This window comes from Nostoc sp., assembly GCF_036919895.1.
In the GTDB taxonomy this organism is placed as follows: Bacteria; Cyanobacteriota; Cyanobacteriia; order Cyanobacteriales; family Nostocaceae; genus Nostoc.
This window is the reverse complement of the sequence record NZ_JBALBW010000118.1, coordinates 1-17,289: the sequence shown is the minus strand read 5'-3', so window position 1 is coordinate 17,289 and position 17,289 is coordinate 1. Positions and strand designations below refer to the sequence as shown.

The 17,289-nt window shown below is 39.2% G+C and carries 9 protein-coding genes; 5 read left to right on the top strand and 4 right to left on the bottom strand.

Features of this window, described 5'->3' with window-relative positions; genetic code table 11:
* Positions 1-148 precede the first annotated feature (148 nt).
* Positions 149-3,898: a two-partner secretion domain-containing protein gene (locus tag V7K55_RS23395; protein WP_334835062.1), complete on the top strand. Its 3,750-nt coding sequence runs from the start codon at positions 149-151 to the stop codon at positions 3,896-3,898.
* Between the two features lie 153 nt (positions 3,899-4,051).
* Here V7K55_RS23395 and V7K55_RS23390 read toward each other — a convergent pair whose 3' ends face one another.
* The gene (locus tag V7K55_RS23390) at positions 4,052-4,780 is read right to left on the bottom strand and encodes a tetratricopeptide repeat protein (RefSeq protein ID WP_334835061.1); all 729 of its coding nucleotides are present in this window, start codon (positions 4,778-4,780) and stop codon (positions 4,052-4,054) included.
* An 885-nt stretch (positions 4,781-5,665) separates the two neighbouring features.
* Here V7K55_RS23390 and V7K55_RS23385 point away from each other — a divergent pair.
* Complete coding sequence (locus V7K55_RS23385) at positions 5,666-8,314, top strand: CHAT domain-containing protein (RefSeq protein WP_334835060.1); 2,649 nt, start codon at positions 5,666-5,668, stop codon at positions 8,312-8,314.
* 39 nt (positions 8,315-8,353) lie between these two features.
* Here V7K55_RS23385 and V7K55_RS23380 read toward each other — a convergent pair whose 3' ends face one another.
* Positions 8,354-9,124: a DUF928 domain-containing protein gene (locus V7K55_RS23380; protein ID WP_334835058.1), complete on the bottom strand. Its 771-nt coding sequence runs from the start codon at positions 9,122-9,124 to the stop codon at positions 8,354-8,356.
* A gap of 1,213 nt (positions 9,125-10,337) precedes the next feature.
* On the opposite strand from V7K55_RS23380, the gene V7K55_RS23375 reads away from it, so the two are divergent.
* Genes V7K55_RS23375 through V7K55_RS23365 form a run of 3 tightly spaced genes read left to right on the top strand, consistent with a single transcriptional unit; the run spans position 10,338 to position 15,512 of the window.
* Positions 10,338-11,906, top strand: coding sequence for a sigma-70 family RNA polymerase sigma factor (locus V7K55_RS23375; protein ID WP_334835057.1), 1,569 nt, complete (start codon positions 10,338-10,340; stop codon positions 11,904-11,906).
* Positions 11,907-11,910: 4 nt separating this feature from the next.
* Positions 11,911-13,149: a DUF1822 family protein gene (locus V7K55_RS23370; RefSeq protein WP_334835056.1), complete on the top strand. Its 1,239-nt coding sequence runs from the start codon at positions 11,911-11,913 to the stop codon at positions 13,147-13,149.
* 5 nt (positions 13,150-13,154) lie between these two features.
* Positions 13,155-15,512 carry a CHASE2 domain-containing protein gene (locus V7K55_RS23365; RefSeq protein WP_334835055.1) on the top strand — a complete coding sequence of 786 codons (2,358 nt, stop codon included), beginning with the start codon at positions 13,155-13,157 and terminating at the stop codon, positions 15,510-15,512.
* Between the two features lie 470 nt (positions 15,513-15,982).
* Here V7K55_RS23365 and V7K55_RS23360 read toward each other — a convergent pair whose 3' ends face one another.
* The gene (locus V7K55_RS23360) at positions 15,983-16,327 is read right to left on the bottom strand and encodes a hypothetical protein (protein ID WP_334835054.1); all 345 of its coding nucleotides are present in this window, start codon (positions 16,325-16,327) and stop codon (positions 15,983-15,985) included.
* Between the two features lie 503 nt (positions 16,328-16,830).
* On the bottom strand, positions 16,831-17,262 hold the full coding sequence (locus V7K55_RS23355) for a transposase (protein ID WP_334835053.1): 432 nt from the start codon (positions 17,260-17,262) through the stop codon (positions 16,831-16,833).
* Positions 17,263-17,289 lie beyond the last annotated feature (27 nt).

Sequence of the window (17,289 nt, the reverse complement as noted above, 5' to 3'; positions counted from 1 at the left end):
TCTGTCAACTCACCTTGTAAAAAAAATCCGATCATTATTTGATTTGCAATTGCTGAGTCTTTTCCGATAATCTTTATAATTAAAGTATTTTATGTGGAAACTGTGCTCAAGATTTTTGTTCAAGCATAGCTGGAGGCAAGTCAGCAAGATGAGCCAGTGGCGTATAAATCTATGGGTTTTTATAGGCAGTGCTTTGTGGATACTAGGTTGTACCCAACCGATCGCAGCTCAAGTAATACCCGATAATACACTACCTGCGGGGGAGCGATCGCAAGTCTCTGGCAACTCCAAGTTCCAAATTGACGGCGGGGCTACGCGGGGTGGCAATCTGTTCCACAGCTTCCAATCATTTTCTGTGCCCACTGGGGGTACTGCCTACTTCAACAATACCGCAGATGTACAGAACATTTTTAGTCGCGTTACAGGTGGATCGATCTCTAATATTGATGGTGTGATGCGGGCAAATGGTACTGCCAATCTGTTTTTCCTCAATCCCAATGGGATTATTTTTGGTGCAAATGCGTCACTTAACATCGGGGGTTCTTTTGTTGCCACGACTGCTAACGCGATCGGGTTTGCTAATGGCGAATTGTTTAGCAGCAATGCGACTCAACCTTTACCCAGTCAATTGTTAAGCGTTAACCCTAATGCTTTTTTCTTTAACCAACTCACGCCGAAGCCGATTGTTAATCAATCTACTTTTAATAACACTGGTTTACAAGTTCCCCCGAGACAAAACCTATTGCTGATTGGTGGCTCGGTGGAACTAGATGGGGGACACTTGACCAGTCCGGGAAGCTATGTTGAATTAGGGGGTATTGGTGGGGTAGGAACTGTTGGTTTATCTACTGCTTATGAAGATTGGCAATTAACCATTCCCGATGATGTAGCGCGGGCAGATGTTTCCCTCAGCAACAGTGCTGAGATAAATGTTCTTGCAGGGGATCGTGGGAGTATTGCCATCACGGCTCGGAACTTGACCCTGAACGAGAAAAGTACACTTAGAGCGGGAATTGCTGAAGGATTGGGCTTTACTGGCGCTCAAGCGGGAGATATTAAGCTCGATGCAACAGAAACAATAAATCTAGCTGATGGCAGTGAAATCAGCAACGAAGTACGTCCTGGAGGTACGGGTAATGCAGGTGACATTAATATTACTACAGGGTCACTTTCTCTCACAGATGGGTTTGATTCTTATACTTATCTGTTTTCTACTACGGCCGGACAGGGAAATGCAGGCAGTGTGAATATTAATGCCCGCGATACAATCTATCTCGGTTACCTAAGTGATGTATCCACTTCCGTGGCTCATAATTATATATTCAATGACAATGACAATAGCTTGGAACAAGAACAAATTGGTGTCGGTAACGCTGGTAACATCAACATCACTACAGGGTCGCTTTATCTCAATTACGCCTCTGGAGTGGCTGTTAGCACGGCCGGACAGGGAAATGCAGGCAGCATCAATATCAATGCCCGCGATCGCGTTTTATTAGATGGCACTCTTGTAGAAAATACCGTGTTTTCCGATGGCATCGGTAACGTTGGCGGCATCAACATTACTACGGGATCGCTTTCTCTTACCAATGGCGCTATACTGTATTCCGACACGAGTGGACATGGGAATTTAGGCAGCGTAAATATTAATGCCCGCGATCTCGTCTCCCTAGATGGTTTGGGTACTAATGTGGGCAACATCGTATATACAAATGCTGTCGGTAACGCTAGCAGTATCAACATTACTACGGGGTCGCTTTCTCTTACCAATGGCGGTGTAATAGCAACCAGAACATTTGGACGGGGGAATGCAGGCAGCGTAAATATTAATGCCCGCGATACTGTCTCTTTAAATGGTCAGTCCGACTTTGATTTTCCCAGCAGTATTTATACACAAGTGTTTGATCGAGATGCTATAGGTCAAGGCGGAGATGTAACAATCTCAACTGGCTCGCTGTTATTGACCAACGGGGCTGCTGTGAATACCGCCAATGTTGGTGGGACAGGCAATGCCGGTCGCGTTACCATCCACGCTCGTGACACCGTACAGATTAGTGGAACAGCTCCTATACTTTACCACGACGACAACAACAGTGGAGATACTGTGTACCACAGTGGAGTTGTTACCTCCGTGACATCAGGCTCTCAGGGAGATGGAGGAGACGTAAGTCTCACCACAGGCTCACTCTCTGTTTCTGACCAAGGGAGAATTATCACTAAGTCTGACGGGCAAGGCAAGGCCGGGAATATCCAGATCCATGCAAGGGATGCCGTTTCCTTTGATGGAGCAGAGGCTACTAGCACCCTGGAGCCAGGGGCAGTAGGCAAAGGAGGCGATATTGACCTTACAGCGCGATCGCTCTCACTGTTCAATGGCGCTCAACTCTCGGCTACCACCTCTGGAAAAGGAGATGCTGGCAATATCAGCATTGCTACCTTGGATGCTATAAACCTCTCTGGTGTAAATTCGTCAGGGGATGTAAGTGGCTTATTTACAAGCACTAAACCATTAGCTACCGGGAACGGGGGTGAGATTCGCGTTGAAACAAGAAATTTGCAGGTCATTCAGGGTGCAGTTCTCAATGCTCAATCCTTCAGCAGTGGACGAGGTGGCGACATCATAGTAAGTGCCGATACGGTGGGTTTGAGCGGTGGCGGACAGATGCTCACCACGACTTCTAGTAACGGCCATGCCGGTGACATCAAGATTAATACTCCAGACTTGCAACTTAGTGGGGCAACCAGTGGTCTGTTTGCCGGAACCACCAGTACAGCAGATGCCGGGAGCTTGACGATTCAGCCACGGGGTAACGGGCAAAGTGTCAGGGTGAATCTCGAGGACGGGGCACAAATCTCTGCCTCTACCTCCAGCAGTGGTGATGGGGGCCAGCTGACCATTACTGCCCCAGAGTCGATTACACTTACAGGTAATGGTTCAATTATTGCCGCCGGGACGAGTGGCAGTGGTCAGGGTGGGAACTTGAATCTCCAAGCGGGAACCCTTAACATTCAAAACCAGGCAGAAGTGACGGTCAGCAGTTTGGGCACTGGCAATGCAGGTTCCCTGTCTGTGGATGCCGATCGCATCTATCTCAACAACCAGGGTAGCATCCGAGCTGACACCACAGGCGGTGGAGGAAATATCTTTTTGCGTACTCCCTTGTTACTATTACGCAATGGAAGTGCTATAACGACTAATGCTACTGGCGAAAATATTCCTGGGGGTAACATCACCATTGATGCACGAGATGGTTTTATCATTGCTGTTCCCCAAGAAAATAGTGATATCAGTGCTAATTCTAGAGACTTTCGTGGTGGTCGAGTCGCAATTAATGCCCAAAGCATTTTTGGGATGCAGTATCGCAGTAATGTACAAACTCCACAAAGTGATATCACTGCTACAGGGGCAATTCCACAGTTCGATGGTTCAGTGCAAGTCAATACACCCGATGTAGATCCTAGTTCGGGATTAGTCCAATTGCCAGCCGATTTTGTAGATCGGTCTGGTTTGATTGCTCAAGGCTGTCCAGCAAATAAAGGTAATTCGTTTACCATCACCGGACGCGGAGGTTTACCACCTTTACCAACCCAAGCTCTTCGCGCGAATCAAACTGCAACTGTTAATTGGGTGACATTGAATCCTCAAGAACAAAGGAGTGCAAGTGTAGGGGAGAATTCACACTTAAGGAGGAGTAAAAGCCCTAAATTAGAAGTTCCGCAAATCAGCCCGACTATTGTGGAAGCTACTGGTTGGGTAATTAATAAGTCTGGCACAGTGGAGCTAACAGCCTTTACACCTATACCTACTCATAACAATACTTTTAATTCTGCGATCGCTCCCACCGGGGATTTGCCCATCGTAGCTTGTCCATCTCAAGCCGCCGCTATTCAAAAATAATGCAAGTTGCTTTTTCCTAGACTCAAGTGTGGGAGAAGCCCTGAAAATTTTGAGTTTTGTTCCTCAACCCAACCTACGCAGGTTAAGATTTTCATGGCTAACTGAACCGTATTGCGTTATTAGCCACTGTATAACTAATAAAACTCACCGACTTTACCAGTATATCTCTAAACAATTAGAAGACTGAGGAAGCAATATCTCGTTTAACCAACTTTCAAGTTGTAAATGCAAGGAATAACCAGAAACTTCTTTTCTCTGATCGACAAAGAATAGTAGTGAAAAAGCACGATTATAAGCAGATATCGCACAATTCCAATCACCCCAAAGATGATAAGTTCTGCCATATTCAGCCCAAATGTAAGCTTCTAGTTGCCCGAAAAATAGTGCCATCTCAAAATTATCAATAGCTTCTTCGTATTGCCCTAGGTCACGTAAGGTAATGCCTCGATTAATCCAAGCTCGAACATAGCTAGGATTTAAATCAATTGCCCGGTCGTAGTCGGCGATTGCTGCTACTAAATTTCCGCAACCAGCATAATAATTTGCTCGATTGTTATAAGCACCCGCTAATCTGGGATTAAGTTGTAGAGCAGTTTGATAGTCACAAAAAGCTTTTTGTTTTTCCCAAATCTGAAAATAAATTAGCCCCCGGTTGTTAAAATCAATAGCGTTATTAGAATCGTAGTCAATTAGTTGGCTAAACAATGCGATAGCCTTACTATATTGTCCTTGTTGAGCCAATTTCAAAGCACTAGAGCGTAAATATTTTTCATCCAAGACTAATTCGCTACTTCTTTTTGTACCATCCTCTAGGGTATTAGTTGTAGTACTGTTCACGAATTCACGAGAACTATTTTGCTTAATTCTAGAAGCTATTGACATATACTGTTTATCTTGATGATGTGAAACTTTACTTCTATATCTTTATGGGTGTAAACGAATCAATATTATGCAAATAGTGATAAAAAATCAAACGGCTTGATTCAATAAAATTTTTAAAATTAACAGTCAGATTGTGTCAAAATATAAAAAAAACATATTATTGTACAATACAACCTAAAAGTATGATATAGCGTATTTCAAGTTGATTGAGTACACAATCTAGGTCTGGTAGCGAGGTCTTAAGCTAGGCTGTTGACTTTGGCTATTTTTTTGGGAATTACCGAAAAATTATTTGTGCTGGTTTTTGCTTGCGTGAAAGCGCCCGCAACAGCCATCTTTACGCCAAAATAAAAAACACAATTTCTGCATGAAGTCTTGTGGGCTAAAGGGTACAGAGTCAACACCCTAGTCTTAAGCCCGTTTTAGGGAGCATCCCAATGCAAGCCAAAAGGTACAGGACTGACACAAAAACCCTGTACAAACCTCTTTGCTTGGCGCTCTTGGCGTTCTTGGCGGTTCGTTATTTCATTATTGTTCTAAGCCAAAATTCCATATAAAAATAAACTTGTACATTTGGGATGCTCCCCAGTTTTACTCCTAAATTCTGCTGTAATTGCATCTGACAATTGATATCCATGTCAATAAGAGGAAAAAATTTATATTATAAATTGAAAATACTGTTAAATATGGTTTAATTAAAAAAAGTATTGTATTGGTAATACTCTAGCTTTCATTGCTTTGTTAGATAAGAACGAGGCAGAGTCAATGACAAAAAAAAGATTTCGATTTTTTATTGTAGTACAGCACTTTCTCAAAAGCACGATAGTGACTTGCAAAAGTCGCCTTTATTTTAGGAAGTACTTAAGAAGAATTACAATAGCTGTTTTGGCTACCTTGTTAAGTGTTTCGGGAATTTCAGTTCCTGCTTTCTCTCAATTTACCCAGACCCAACCAAATGCTCAATTGTTGGTTGAACAAGGTCGAAAACTCTACGAAACTGGACAGTTATCTGAAGCAGTAATAATTTTGCAACAAGCAACAGATACTTTTAATCTGCAAAAAGACGAACTAGGAAAGGCAATGGCGTTAAGCAATCTTTCGTTAGTCTTTAAGCAACTTGGACAGTGGAAAAAAGCAGAAGCTGCAATTACACAAAGTCTCAACCTTTTAAAAAATTCACAACTCAAAACTCAGAACTTTGCAATAATATTGGCACAAACTCTAGATATTCAAGGAAATCTGCAATTAGAACTAGGGAGAACTGAACAAGCTTTAGATTCATGGAAGCAATCTGCTAATACCTATGCTCAAGCAGGTGATGAAGTTGGTATAATCCGCAGTTTGATTAACCAAAGTATGGCAGAGCAAGCATTAGGGCTTTACCATCAAGCTCGCACCACCTTAGAAGAGTTACAACCCCGTCTTGAGCAGCAACCAGATTCGCTTGTTAAAGCCATAGCTTTACGTAGCTTTGGTGATGTTCTGCAATTAGTCGGTGATTTAGAACCATCTTTTAAGGTTTTACAACAAAGCCGAGACATCGCCAAAAAATTACAATCTCCTTCAGAAATCAGTGCTACACTGCTGAGTTTAGGTAATACCGCACTTGCTTTAGGTAATAGCCAAATCTCGCAGCAAAACAATATCAGCTTTGAAAACTATACTGCGTTACATTGTATAAATAGACCTGTCTCTACAGAATCTCTCAGATTTTATCAACAAGCAGCGCAATTCTATGAAGAAGCTGTCACCACTGCAACCTCACCACTCTCACAAATCCAAGCCCAACTTAATCATTTGAGTATATTATTGAAACTTCAGCAATGGTCACAAGCTAAAAAATTATCTTCTGAAATTCAAGTTAAGCTAGCTAAAATTCCCCCAAGTCACACAGCAAATTACGCACAAATTAATTTTGCTCAGAACTTGGTGTGCTTGAAACAAGCTACCAACGCAGACATTCCTTCATCGAAAGAAATTGCTCAAATGTTAGCGACATCTGTACAGCAAGCTAGAAGTATGGATGATGAGCGTTCAGTTGCTTATGCTTTAGGCGCATTAGGTGGATTGTATCTAGAAAACCAGGATATATCTAATGCTCAAAAACTGACACAGGAAGCTTTAATGGTAGCCGAAGCGATAAAAGCTGGGGATATAGGTTATTTGTGGCAATGGCAACTAGGGTACATACTTAGAATACAAGGAGATGTGAGTGGAGCGATCGCTAACTACACTGAAGCTGTAAATACTCTCAAATATTTACGCAATGATTTAATTACTCTCAATCCAGATATACAGTTTTCCTTTCGGGATAATATAGAACCCGTTTACCGACAATTAGTTGATTTACTTTTGCAACCTTCATCTACAGTTAGTTCAAAAAGCATTAGTCAAAAAAATTTAAAGCAAGCTCGTGGCATACTTGAAACACTCCAACTAGCTGAACTAGAAAACTTCTTCCGAGAAGCTTGTTTAAAAGCTGTACCCGAACAAATTGATGAGGTAGTTGATAAAACGGATGGCACCGCAGCAGTAATTTATCCAATTATTTTGGCAGACCATCTAGACATTATTCTCAAGTTACCAAATCAAGCTGAATTATCTCATTACACAATTAATAAAAAATCCAGAGACATTGGAAGTATTTCAGAAAAATTACAACAATATTTGAGAGAACCAGACAGGATAAACGATGTTAAAAAGTTATCTCAACAGGTTTATAGTTGGCTAATTCAACCTTTAGAAACTGAATTAGAAAGAATGAATATAAAAACCTTAGTATTTGTACTAGATGGTGACTTACGGAATATTCCAATGGCGGTTTTATATGATCAGAAACACCAAAAATATTTAATTCAAAAATATGCTATATCCTTAGCTCCAGGTTTACAATTAATTGAACCAAAATCTTTACAAAAAGTGGAGATAAATGGATTAATTGCCGGGGTAAGTGAGCAGCGCAAAATTGAAGGACGTTCATTTGCTAAACTCAATAATGTAGAAGTTGAATTACAACAAATTCAATCAGCTATACCTAGAAATGCAGAACTATTTAATCAAACCTTTACCAAAATAAATTTACAGAATCAAATTAAAAAAATACCATATACAGTAGTTCACATAGCAACTCATGGCGAGTTTAGTTCTAATCCGAATAAAACATTTATTTTAACTTGGGAACAACTATTAAAAGCTAAGGATTTTGATAATTTAATTCGACTCAGCGGACAAAGAGAATCTAGCGCTATTGAACTACTTGTCTTAAGTGCTTGTGAAACTGCTCAAGGAGACAAGCGAGCTACTTTAGGACTTGCTGGTATAGCAGTCCGTGCAGGCGCTCGGAGTACCTTAGCAACTTTGTGGGCGGTAGATGATAAATCTACTGCTCAATTTATGAGTAAGTTTTATCAAGAATTAGAAAATGGTAAAGTAACTAAAGCTGAAGCTGTTCGTCGCGCTCAAATTCAGCTATTGACTGATTATGAAATTCCTTATTTATGGGCACCATACATTTTGGTCGGAAACTGGCTTTGAAAAGCACAAGGAACAATTAGTAGCGGCATCTTTGCGCCACTACTGTTTAATTCTTACTTCTCCCACAAGAGGTTTTTGAGACAAATCTTCTAGATCAATATTTCTCAGTAGACTAGCCCATTCATTGTCTAGAGTGGCATTTTTTGGTTCAGCAAGGCGGAGTTTTGCTAACTCTGTCAGGGCTGAGTACCAAATACCATTTTGGGTATATAGTTGAATGCGATCGCGGATTGTGGTAGCTGTTTTTAACTGCCTTTCCAAGTCAGACTTTAGTGCTATACGTTGTACCCATCCGCGCACAAATACAGGGTCGAATTTTTGTTGATTACAATAAACTTTAAAGTACCATTGGTATCTTTTATTAACTTCTAGCGGTATGACTGATGGTAAAGCAAAGCTAACAATACCTGGTATCTCAGGTAGAGTAAAAGAAGCCCGGTAAATGTCGTTGTTTGCTTCATCTTGCAAGACAAATTCTCCGCTAGGTACATCTTTAAGTTGATAGGGTACAAACACCCAAAAGGTGGGATTTGCTTCAACAACTGAGCTTACTGTTTTTTCAGGTATTAAGGCTACAAGTGGTACTTCCACAGATGGACAGTTACCACGGCTACCTGCTCCTCCTCGTTGAGTAGGTCTACCTCTACTCGATCCGTCTTGTGGTGGTTGATTACCACTGCTAGTTGCCTGCTGAGACTTTGCTATCAATATTAAAGGATAACTAGTACAGCTAAACAGTGCCAAAAGTAGAGCGATCGTAAATTTACTTTGAGAAAGAAAAAATATTTTTTGTATATTTTTTAGTTTCATAGTTAAATATAAATACCCAATATCCTCAAATTATTGACAATCTTGCCATTCCTGTCAAGCTCAGAAAAATAGAATCTTGTCAAACGGAAATTCAGATGAGGATTTTTTACTTCTATATCTTAAATGGGTATAACAGGAATCAAATTATGCATCTGTGAATTCTGTTCGATAATTGTTAAGATAGAGCTTGGCAGATGATATATCAGTAAATGCGCTCGTCTTCACCTATTCTGTGTAATAGTTACAACTTAGCAGCAAACCGGAATACTACCATTTAGAATCACATAGATAATTTATACAATTTTTATTTGAAAATTGCATAAATTGATTTATTTAATACCCATTAAAAGTATAGAGGTATAATAAACGGAGTTGAACTTCTGCTCAAACAGTCAATTACAACTGTTTTACTCTGAATTTCCAGAGCAAACGCATCTAAATTACTCTTGACCACAGACAAGATTAAGAATCAACGCTCATAATCAGTATTTCTCACTTGGTTTAGTTTGCAGAACTCAAAGTTATGGCTACAACAGGTTGTTACCCTCGTACCTCTACAGGGAAGCAAGCTATACGTAGCGTGTCGCAGACAAAACTTACTAAGGGTGATGGCAAAACCTTTGGCAATAAGTATAAATTAATGAGATTAATATATACTCTATTGAGAATTTATTGCTTTTGTTGACATGATGCGATCGCCATGTTCTAATCTCAGAGGATGTTTGAAAAGTCGTTGGCTATGATTTTAATTGCATTTTTACCCCCCTTAATCCCCCCTTAGAAAAACAGGGACGATTCATTCCCTAAAAAGCTATAAAAATCAAGCGTTATAGCAATTTGAAATTGATGATTTTGCTACCTGCGTGTCGAGAGAACAGACAATTACACTGTTATTTATGTGCTTAAAAGTCTATTTTGTCACCACCCATATTTATGATTTTTATTGCTAACCATCTTGACAAATCCTGTTTGAGATGGAATGAAACAGCCCTGCTTAGAAAGGGGGGAAACCAAAAAATCTAGTTCCCTCTCCAATACATACGGGGAGGGTTAGGGTGGGGTAAAAAATATTTGATACATCAATGATAACTTTTCAAACACCCTCTCAGATTGATTTTAATCTTTCCTCTATGATGACGATATATCTTAAAAAGTTATTTCAGATAATATTAAAAATTTCTTTGATTAATTTATGTAAAATGCAGAAAAAATTATGAAAAAACGTGAAGGTATCATCGAACAATTTTCAAGCTTTCTCAGCTTAAGAAATGACCACAAAAATTTTAATTTTGTTTGGCAAGTTGATATAGACCTAGAACGAGATATAAGTTCTTTAACGCAGTTAGAGCCAGATGCTAAAGAAGAATATTGGGCACGTTATTTTCTGAAAATCATTAGAGAAGTATCACAGGAAGAGTTACTTAAAATTTGTTCTCAAACGGAGGATAAACAAAAGCTTCATGTTTATACATCATCGGCAGAAAAAATATCAAAGTCTTCTTCTAGAGCAGAGAAACATTTGTCTGCATACTTACAGGAAGCTTGTCTTTGGGCAGCTAGAAAAAGCTATCAAAGATTTAAATTTATCCAGCATAAATATCCATTAGAAGAATACTTTCAAATAGCTAATTTTGCTATCTTTCCTTCAGCTAAACTTCTGAAAAACTTTAATTTAAACTATTCTCAAAGCAATATAGAAGGTTATGCGAAAACATCTATCATCCGTTTTATTAGTAATACCATTTATCAAAAAGACTTAGAAGGTAAAAGAGAAAAATTTTCTAACTACGGTCTTTTAAAAGATTTGACTAAAAAAGAGATGCAGGAAGCTTTAACGATAAAAGGGATAAATCAAAACCGTGTTAACTCATACTGTTTAGTTTGGCAATGCTTAAATGAAATTTATCAACCGAACCAAAGGCAAGGAAGTCGTAGTTTAGAAACACCTAGCGCCGAATGTTTTCAGGCAATTGCATCATTATATAATGAACGCTATAATCAATTAGGATTTATGGAAACACCAGTTTCAAAGGATAGAATTCAAGAAATATTAGAAATTTCTATCCAAGCTGCTCGTGATTACCGAACAAAGTCTTTTCTGCCTTTAGAAAACTACGAAAACTTAACTGATAGTCGGTATACTGCTTTAGATAATCTTGTCCAAGAAGAAGAATGGCAGCAAGTAAGCTTACTTATTTCAAACTTATTTTCAACTATCTCAGAGACTAGCCAAATAATGTTAATACTGTCGCTAGGATTAAACTTAACTCAAAATGAGATGGCAGTAGTTTTAAAAAATAAATATCCTGAACTCCAGAAACAATATCAAGTAGCTAGACAGTTAGCAAGATATAACAAAATACTCTTAAAAGACTTTATTAAAGAATCTCAGAAAATTTATCCTGAAATTTGTTTAAATGACGAAAAAGATATTGAAATTATCAAAGAATCATTGGATGAATGCTTAGAGTTACACTGTCAGAAAATCTGTAAATATGCTTTAGATAAAATTACTCACAAATGGCATACTGAAGGTAAAATAAGTGTTTTGGAATTGGGGTTGACAGACCAAGAAAAAATAGATAAAAAGTTAGCACATCCAACTTTAAAGGGATATCTTAGTAGAAATAAAGTCAATGAAAATTTGAGAGAAGCTTTTATGTACCAACTAGAAATAGATATGGGTTTACCTAAAAATTCTTTAGTGGTAGTCAGCAATAAACTAGCTAATTTTGTAGATGAATGGCTAAAAGATAAATTTTTTATTAGGACTAGGAATTAATATTATGACAATTGGCTTAAATGATTTGACTTTAATCTATCCTGAGCATTTATGTTTAGATATATCAAACCAAGAGCAAGAAACTGCATGGCAGGAAACGATGCAAGAGTCTTACTCGAACACAGCTGCTCGCTGGAATGCCTACCTAAATCATTTATCTTTAAATGCTTTTTTAAATTGGTTGCAAGAAGACCCAGATTTGCAAGTAATGCCTAGATTATGCTTTCCAAAAGCTGAATTACCGAGTATTTGGGAGTTAGTAAATGGCTCTGTTTTAACTCTGGGTGAGACTCGATTAGCGTTAATTACTAGTGATAAAAGTTCCTTTCCAGAGTTTCGGATTCCTCAAGAATGGATTGATATTCCTAGTTGGTCAGCCCATTACTATCTAGCAGTGCAGATAAACCTAGAAGAATGTTGGCTGCGGATATCGGGTTATGCTAACTATCAACAAATCCAGGAGCAAGCTATTTATGATCCAACGGATCGAACTTATTGTTTAGATGCAGAGTATTTGATTGCAGACTTAAATGTGATGTGGGTAGCACAAGAACTTTGTCCTTCCAAGATACCAGAGATTAAATCTTTACCAACTTTGTCAAAAGTACAAGCAGAGCAATTACTAGAACAATTAAATCAGTGGACTTTTTCTTCGCCAAGACTTAATGTCCCCTTTGATGTGTGGGGAGCATTTTTGGCGGTGGATGAATTTCGGCAGCATCTCTATCAGAGAAGATTGAAAAAGCAAAACAATAATCAAGTTGAAGCCAGCTATGTGGGTAGTAACTTGAGTTTATGGTTTCAAAATATCTTTAGTATGAGTTGGCAAAATTTGGATACTTTATTATCACCACAACAAAAAACTTTAGCCGTTCAATTCAGAAGCGATTTGGGGTTGAATGAGGGATATATTAAACGAGCCAAGTTAATTGATTTAGGGATGGAAGTTGGGGGTAGTGCAGTTGTGTTGTTAATTGGCCTTAAAACAGAGGTTGATGGCAAAATCGGTCTACGCGTACAATTACATCCAGCAAATGGAGAACCTTACTTAATATCTAATCTCAGACTAATTTTGCTTTCACAAACAGAGACAATTCTTCAGGAAGTTACTTCCAGAAGTCACGATAATTATATTCAACTCAAAAAATTTAAATCTTCTCCTGGAATTCGCTTTAGTATACAAGTTGCTCAGGGTAATGTCAGTATAAAGGAAGATTTTCTACTGGAAGCACTTGATGACTGATAGCCATGACTAAATTAGTCGTGTTGAACTTAGGAAAGGGTAACTTGAAGCAGGGATTTGCTACCGTTACAGCACAGTTGTACAACTATAGCAACCCTATACCGATACAATTTACAGGTAGCTTGCCTGCGGCTCCAGAACTTATAGAACTATACAGACGTTGGCAGTTACTCTATTTGTTGCTGCATGAGACTCTTTTCCCTGGTCAACGTTGGCATAGAAATATGGCAAACGATGCAGGTATTGAAATTGATACAGAAGATATAACTAATATTTCCTCTGTTGAGTTTAGTAATTTATGTGACAACTTACAAAATGAAATTAATGTTTGGCTGAAATCTGAGCTATTTCGCAACATTGATCAGAAATTACGCACGAAGTTAAATCCTCATGAAGAAATTCGGGTCATTCTAGAAACAGAAGATGACCAAGTTCGTCGGCTACCCTGGCATTTATGGGATTTCTTTGAGGATTACCATAAGGCAGTATTTGGTTTAAGCGCTCCTGAAGTAGATGAAGTTAAACTATTACCTAAACCTACTAAAAATAAAATTAGAATATTAGCTATTCTTGGTAATAGTGAAGGAATTGATATTCAACAAGACCGGGCAATACTTGAACAACTACCAGAAACGGAGACTGTTTTTTTGGTTGAGCCACAGCGCAGGGAGTTAGATCAATGGCTTTGGGACAAGAAAGGCTGGGATATTCTCTTTTTTGCCGGACATGGTTCGAGTCAAGCTGATGGTGAAATAGGTCAAATTTATATCAATCAAACTGATAGTTTAACAATTTCTCAGTTAAAAAATGGACTGAAAGCAGCGATCGCTAAGGGGTTACAATTGGCAATTTTTAACTGCTGTGATGGACTAGGATTAGTACGACAATTGGCATCGCTGCATATTCCCCAAATGATTGTCATGCGGGAAGCAGTGCCAGATCGGGTTGCTCAAGAATTTTTAAAGCACTTTCTAGAGGCTTTTGCTAATGGAGAATCTTGCCATTTGGCGATGCGGGAAGCTATAGAAAAGTTGCAGGGTCTAGAAAGCAGCTTTCCCTGTGCTAGTTGGCTACCAGTGATGTGTCAAAATCCAACCGCGATGTCGTTGGTGTTGGCGAACACAGTAGACTCTCAACCTACTAGCTGGCACGCTCGACGTAATATTATTGGGACAATTTTCAAAGTCAGTATAGTTACGACTGCCTTGATAATGGGGATGCGCTCTGTTGGCATGTTGCAGTCATGGGAGCTTATGGCTTTTGATGCAATGATGCGATCGCGACCTGATGAAGGACAAGATCCACGCATTTTAGTTGTTACCGTAACTGAAGCTGATGTGCGATCGCAACCAGCCAAAGAAAGAGGTGGAGCTTCACTATCAGATCGCGCCCTCGCTCAAGTTGTAGAAAAATTAGAGCAGTTTCAACCGCGAGTCATTGGCTTAGATATCTACCGAGAGAATCGCGTAGGAGAAAAGTATAAGAAATTATCTAGACTTATGCAAAAGAGCGATCGCTTTTTTGCAATCTGCGAAGTTAGTGAGGAAAACAAAAACAGTGGTGTTTCGCCACCCCCTGAAGTTCCAAAACAAAACTTGGGTTTTAGTGACGTTATACCCGATCCCGATGGCATTATCCGTCGTCAAATATTGGCTATGGCTCCTGCATTGCCCTGCAATGTTGATAAATCTTTTAGCTTTCAATTAGCAAATCGTTACTTGCTTGCTCTTGGTATTCAGTCCAAACTAACCACAGAAAAAAACTGGCAGTTTGGCAATGTTGTCTTTAAAAACTTAGAGTCAAATAGCGGCGGCTATCACAGAATCGATAATCTAGGTCATCAAGTGCTACTTAATTATCGCTCTTCCCATCAAGCTGCTACACAAGTAACTCTAGCAGATGTTTTGAACAATAAACTCACTTCTGATTTAGTGAAGAATCGGATCGTTCTCATTGGTACAAGTGCTGAAAGTTTTCATGATTATTGGTCTACACCATATAGCACCAATCAATGGTCGTATAATCAGATGCCAGGGGTAATGCTTCAAGCACAGATGGTGAGTCAGATTCTCAGTGCCGTTTTAGATAATCGTCCACTATTATGGGTGCTACCAAAGTGGGGTGAATTCATTTGGGTATGGGGTTGGTCGTTAATTGGAGGCATAATTTTTTGGCAATTCCGATCATGGTTAAGATTGGGATTGGTAGGAGTGGCAACTGTTTGCGTTTTATATGGTGTATCCTTTGCTGTATTGATACAAGGAGCCTGGATACCACTAGTGCCATCAGTTTTAGTTTTGATAGTTAGTGGAGCTAGCGTAGTTATTTATACACATTTTTTAAGTGGGCAACATAATCAATAGACCTCTTACAGAATAAGTGCAGGTTAATTTTTCTAGTTACACATTTTCTTTCAATAAAACTCAAAATTTCTTCCTCAAACGCAGTCAAATAAGGTCGCTTCACTTCCCCCAAGTGCTTCAGCACACCACGGGCAGCTTCTTCTAGGTTTTCCCGTAGGCTATGAATGCGTAGGCGTAGCCCGCCGCAGGCATCGCTGTTAAAGAAATGCAAGTTATCTACATCTTCTGAGATTCTATTGAGTTTTGTTGATTTATAGCCAGTTGTAGAGTGGGAACTGAACTCTGTTGAGCGCTGTGTAAATCATGTAGAGGGGTTCTACAGCACTCAATTAAACAACTGGCGTAGCTGGATGTCAAGAAGCGGGAAGTTTTATCTTTTCCCTCGTACAACTTCTTCACTGTCCCCTTGTCTTGCTAACTCCATTGAAACTGCAACCCAAAGCCATTGGATGCCAATTTGCCAAAATTGTTTAGGGTGTTATCTCTCCCCGGTATTCAGATTCTAGTACATTCAACAATTTCTCTTCGACAGCCGTGAAATAAGGCCGATTCACCTTCCCTAACAAATGCAACAGACTTTTGACTGTCTCCTCCAGCGAATCGGAATACACTCGACTAATGCGATCGCAAATCACCCGCATCTGCTCACACTCGGCAGGCAAGTAGTTGTAAGACTTTAGATACTGTAATCCAACCGTATATTCACCATCCCAAACCCTTACGGTGCAACTAAACTCATTCACTGCGCTGACAATCGCCCAACACCCGCCTTTGCCCCTGAGTTCCGGGTTGTCTTTGGCAAGGATTTGGCACACTTCGCCCAACTGATAGGTGTTTGGTAGGGTTGTAGGAAAATTGCTAAAAAAACTTCATACAATTACTGTGTCGTCGATTGAGGTCGAAAATACAGTTTTTCTTTTTGAGAGCGTGGACTGACCAAAAACTTGAGATGACCAAGCCAAAAGGTCAAGATAGCGAACATTTTCTAATGCCTCCTTAACCATCGAACCAGTAAAATTCATAGTACATAAAGAAATATTTAGAATCATCTGACCTATCTGTTTGAAAGGACATCTAGAAGAAAAATGTTTGTATTTACCAAAAATAGATTCGATTATATCGGAAGTAGCTAAAAAAGTCTTTTCTAGAGGAAATTGAGAACTTTCAACTGTAATATATTCAATAATATTGTGTCGAAAAACCGAAATAAGATTAGTTGAGGTTGGAAATTGCTTATTCTCAAACTCAATTCTCGATTGTTGGTTAATTCCGTTCTGGGGGAACAGCCTAGTACTACACGGCGGAAATAAGTAGACCATTAAATAGCCAACACTTTACCCTTATAAGTCCACTTAAAAGGTTTAGCCATTGTTTGATTAAAGTAGTCGGTAAATTCAAGAATTCGAGTTTTGAGATCATCCTGACTTTTGAAACTGGCTCTTCTTAGTAACTTCCGAACTAAAATACTGAACCAAATTTCAATTTGGTTGAGCCAAGAAGAGTGTTTAGGGGTGTAATAGAAAACGATTTTATGTGTTTGGTCTTTTAAAAAAGCAGTACGAGATTTCATCGATTTGAGTATACCGCTTTCTCCCTTAATACCTAGGTCGAGATTCAAATTTTCTTTTTCAGCAACTAGGCGAACAAGAGATTCAGATTGATGAGTATTAAGGCAATCCATAATCAATACCTTAGCCAAAATAAGAGGATGAGGAGAGAGGGCCGATGTAGTAGAGTTATTGTCTCTCACAACGACAACTCAAAAACCACAATCAGC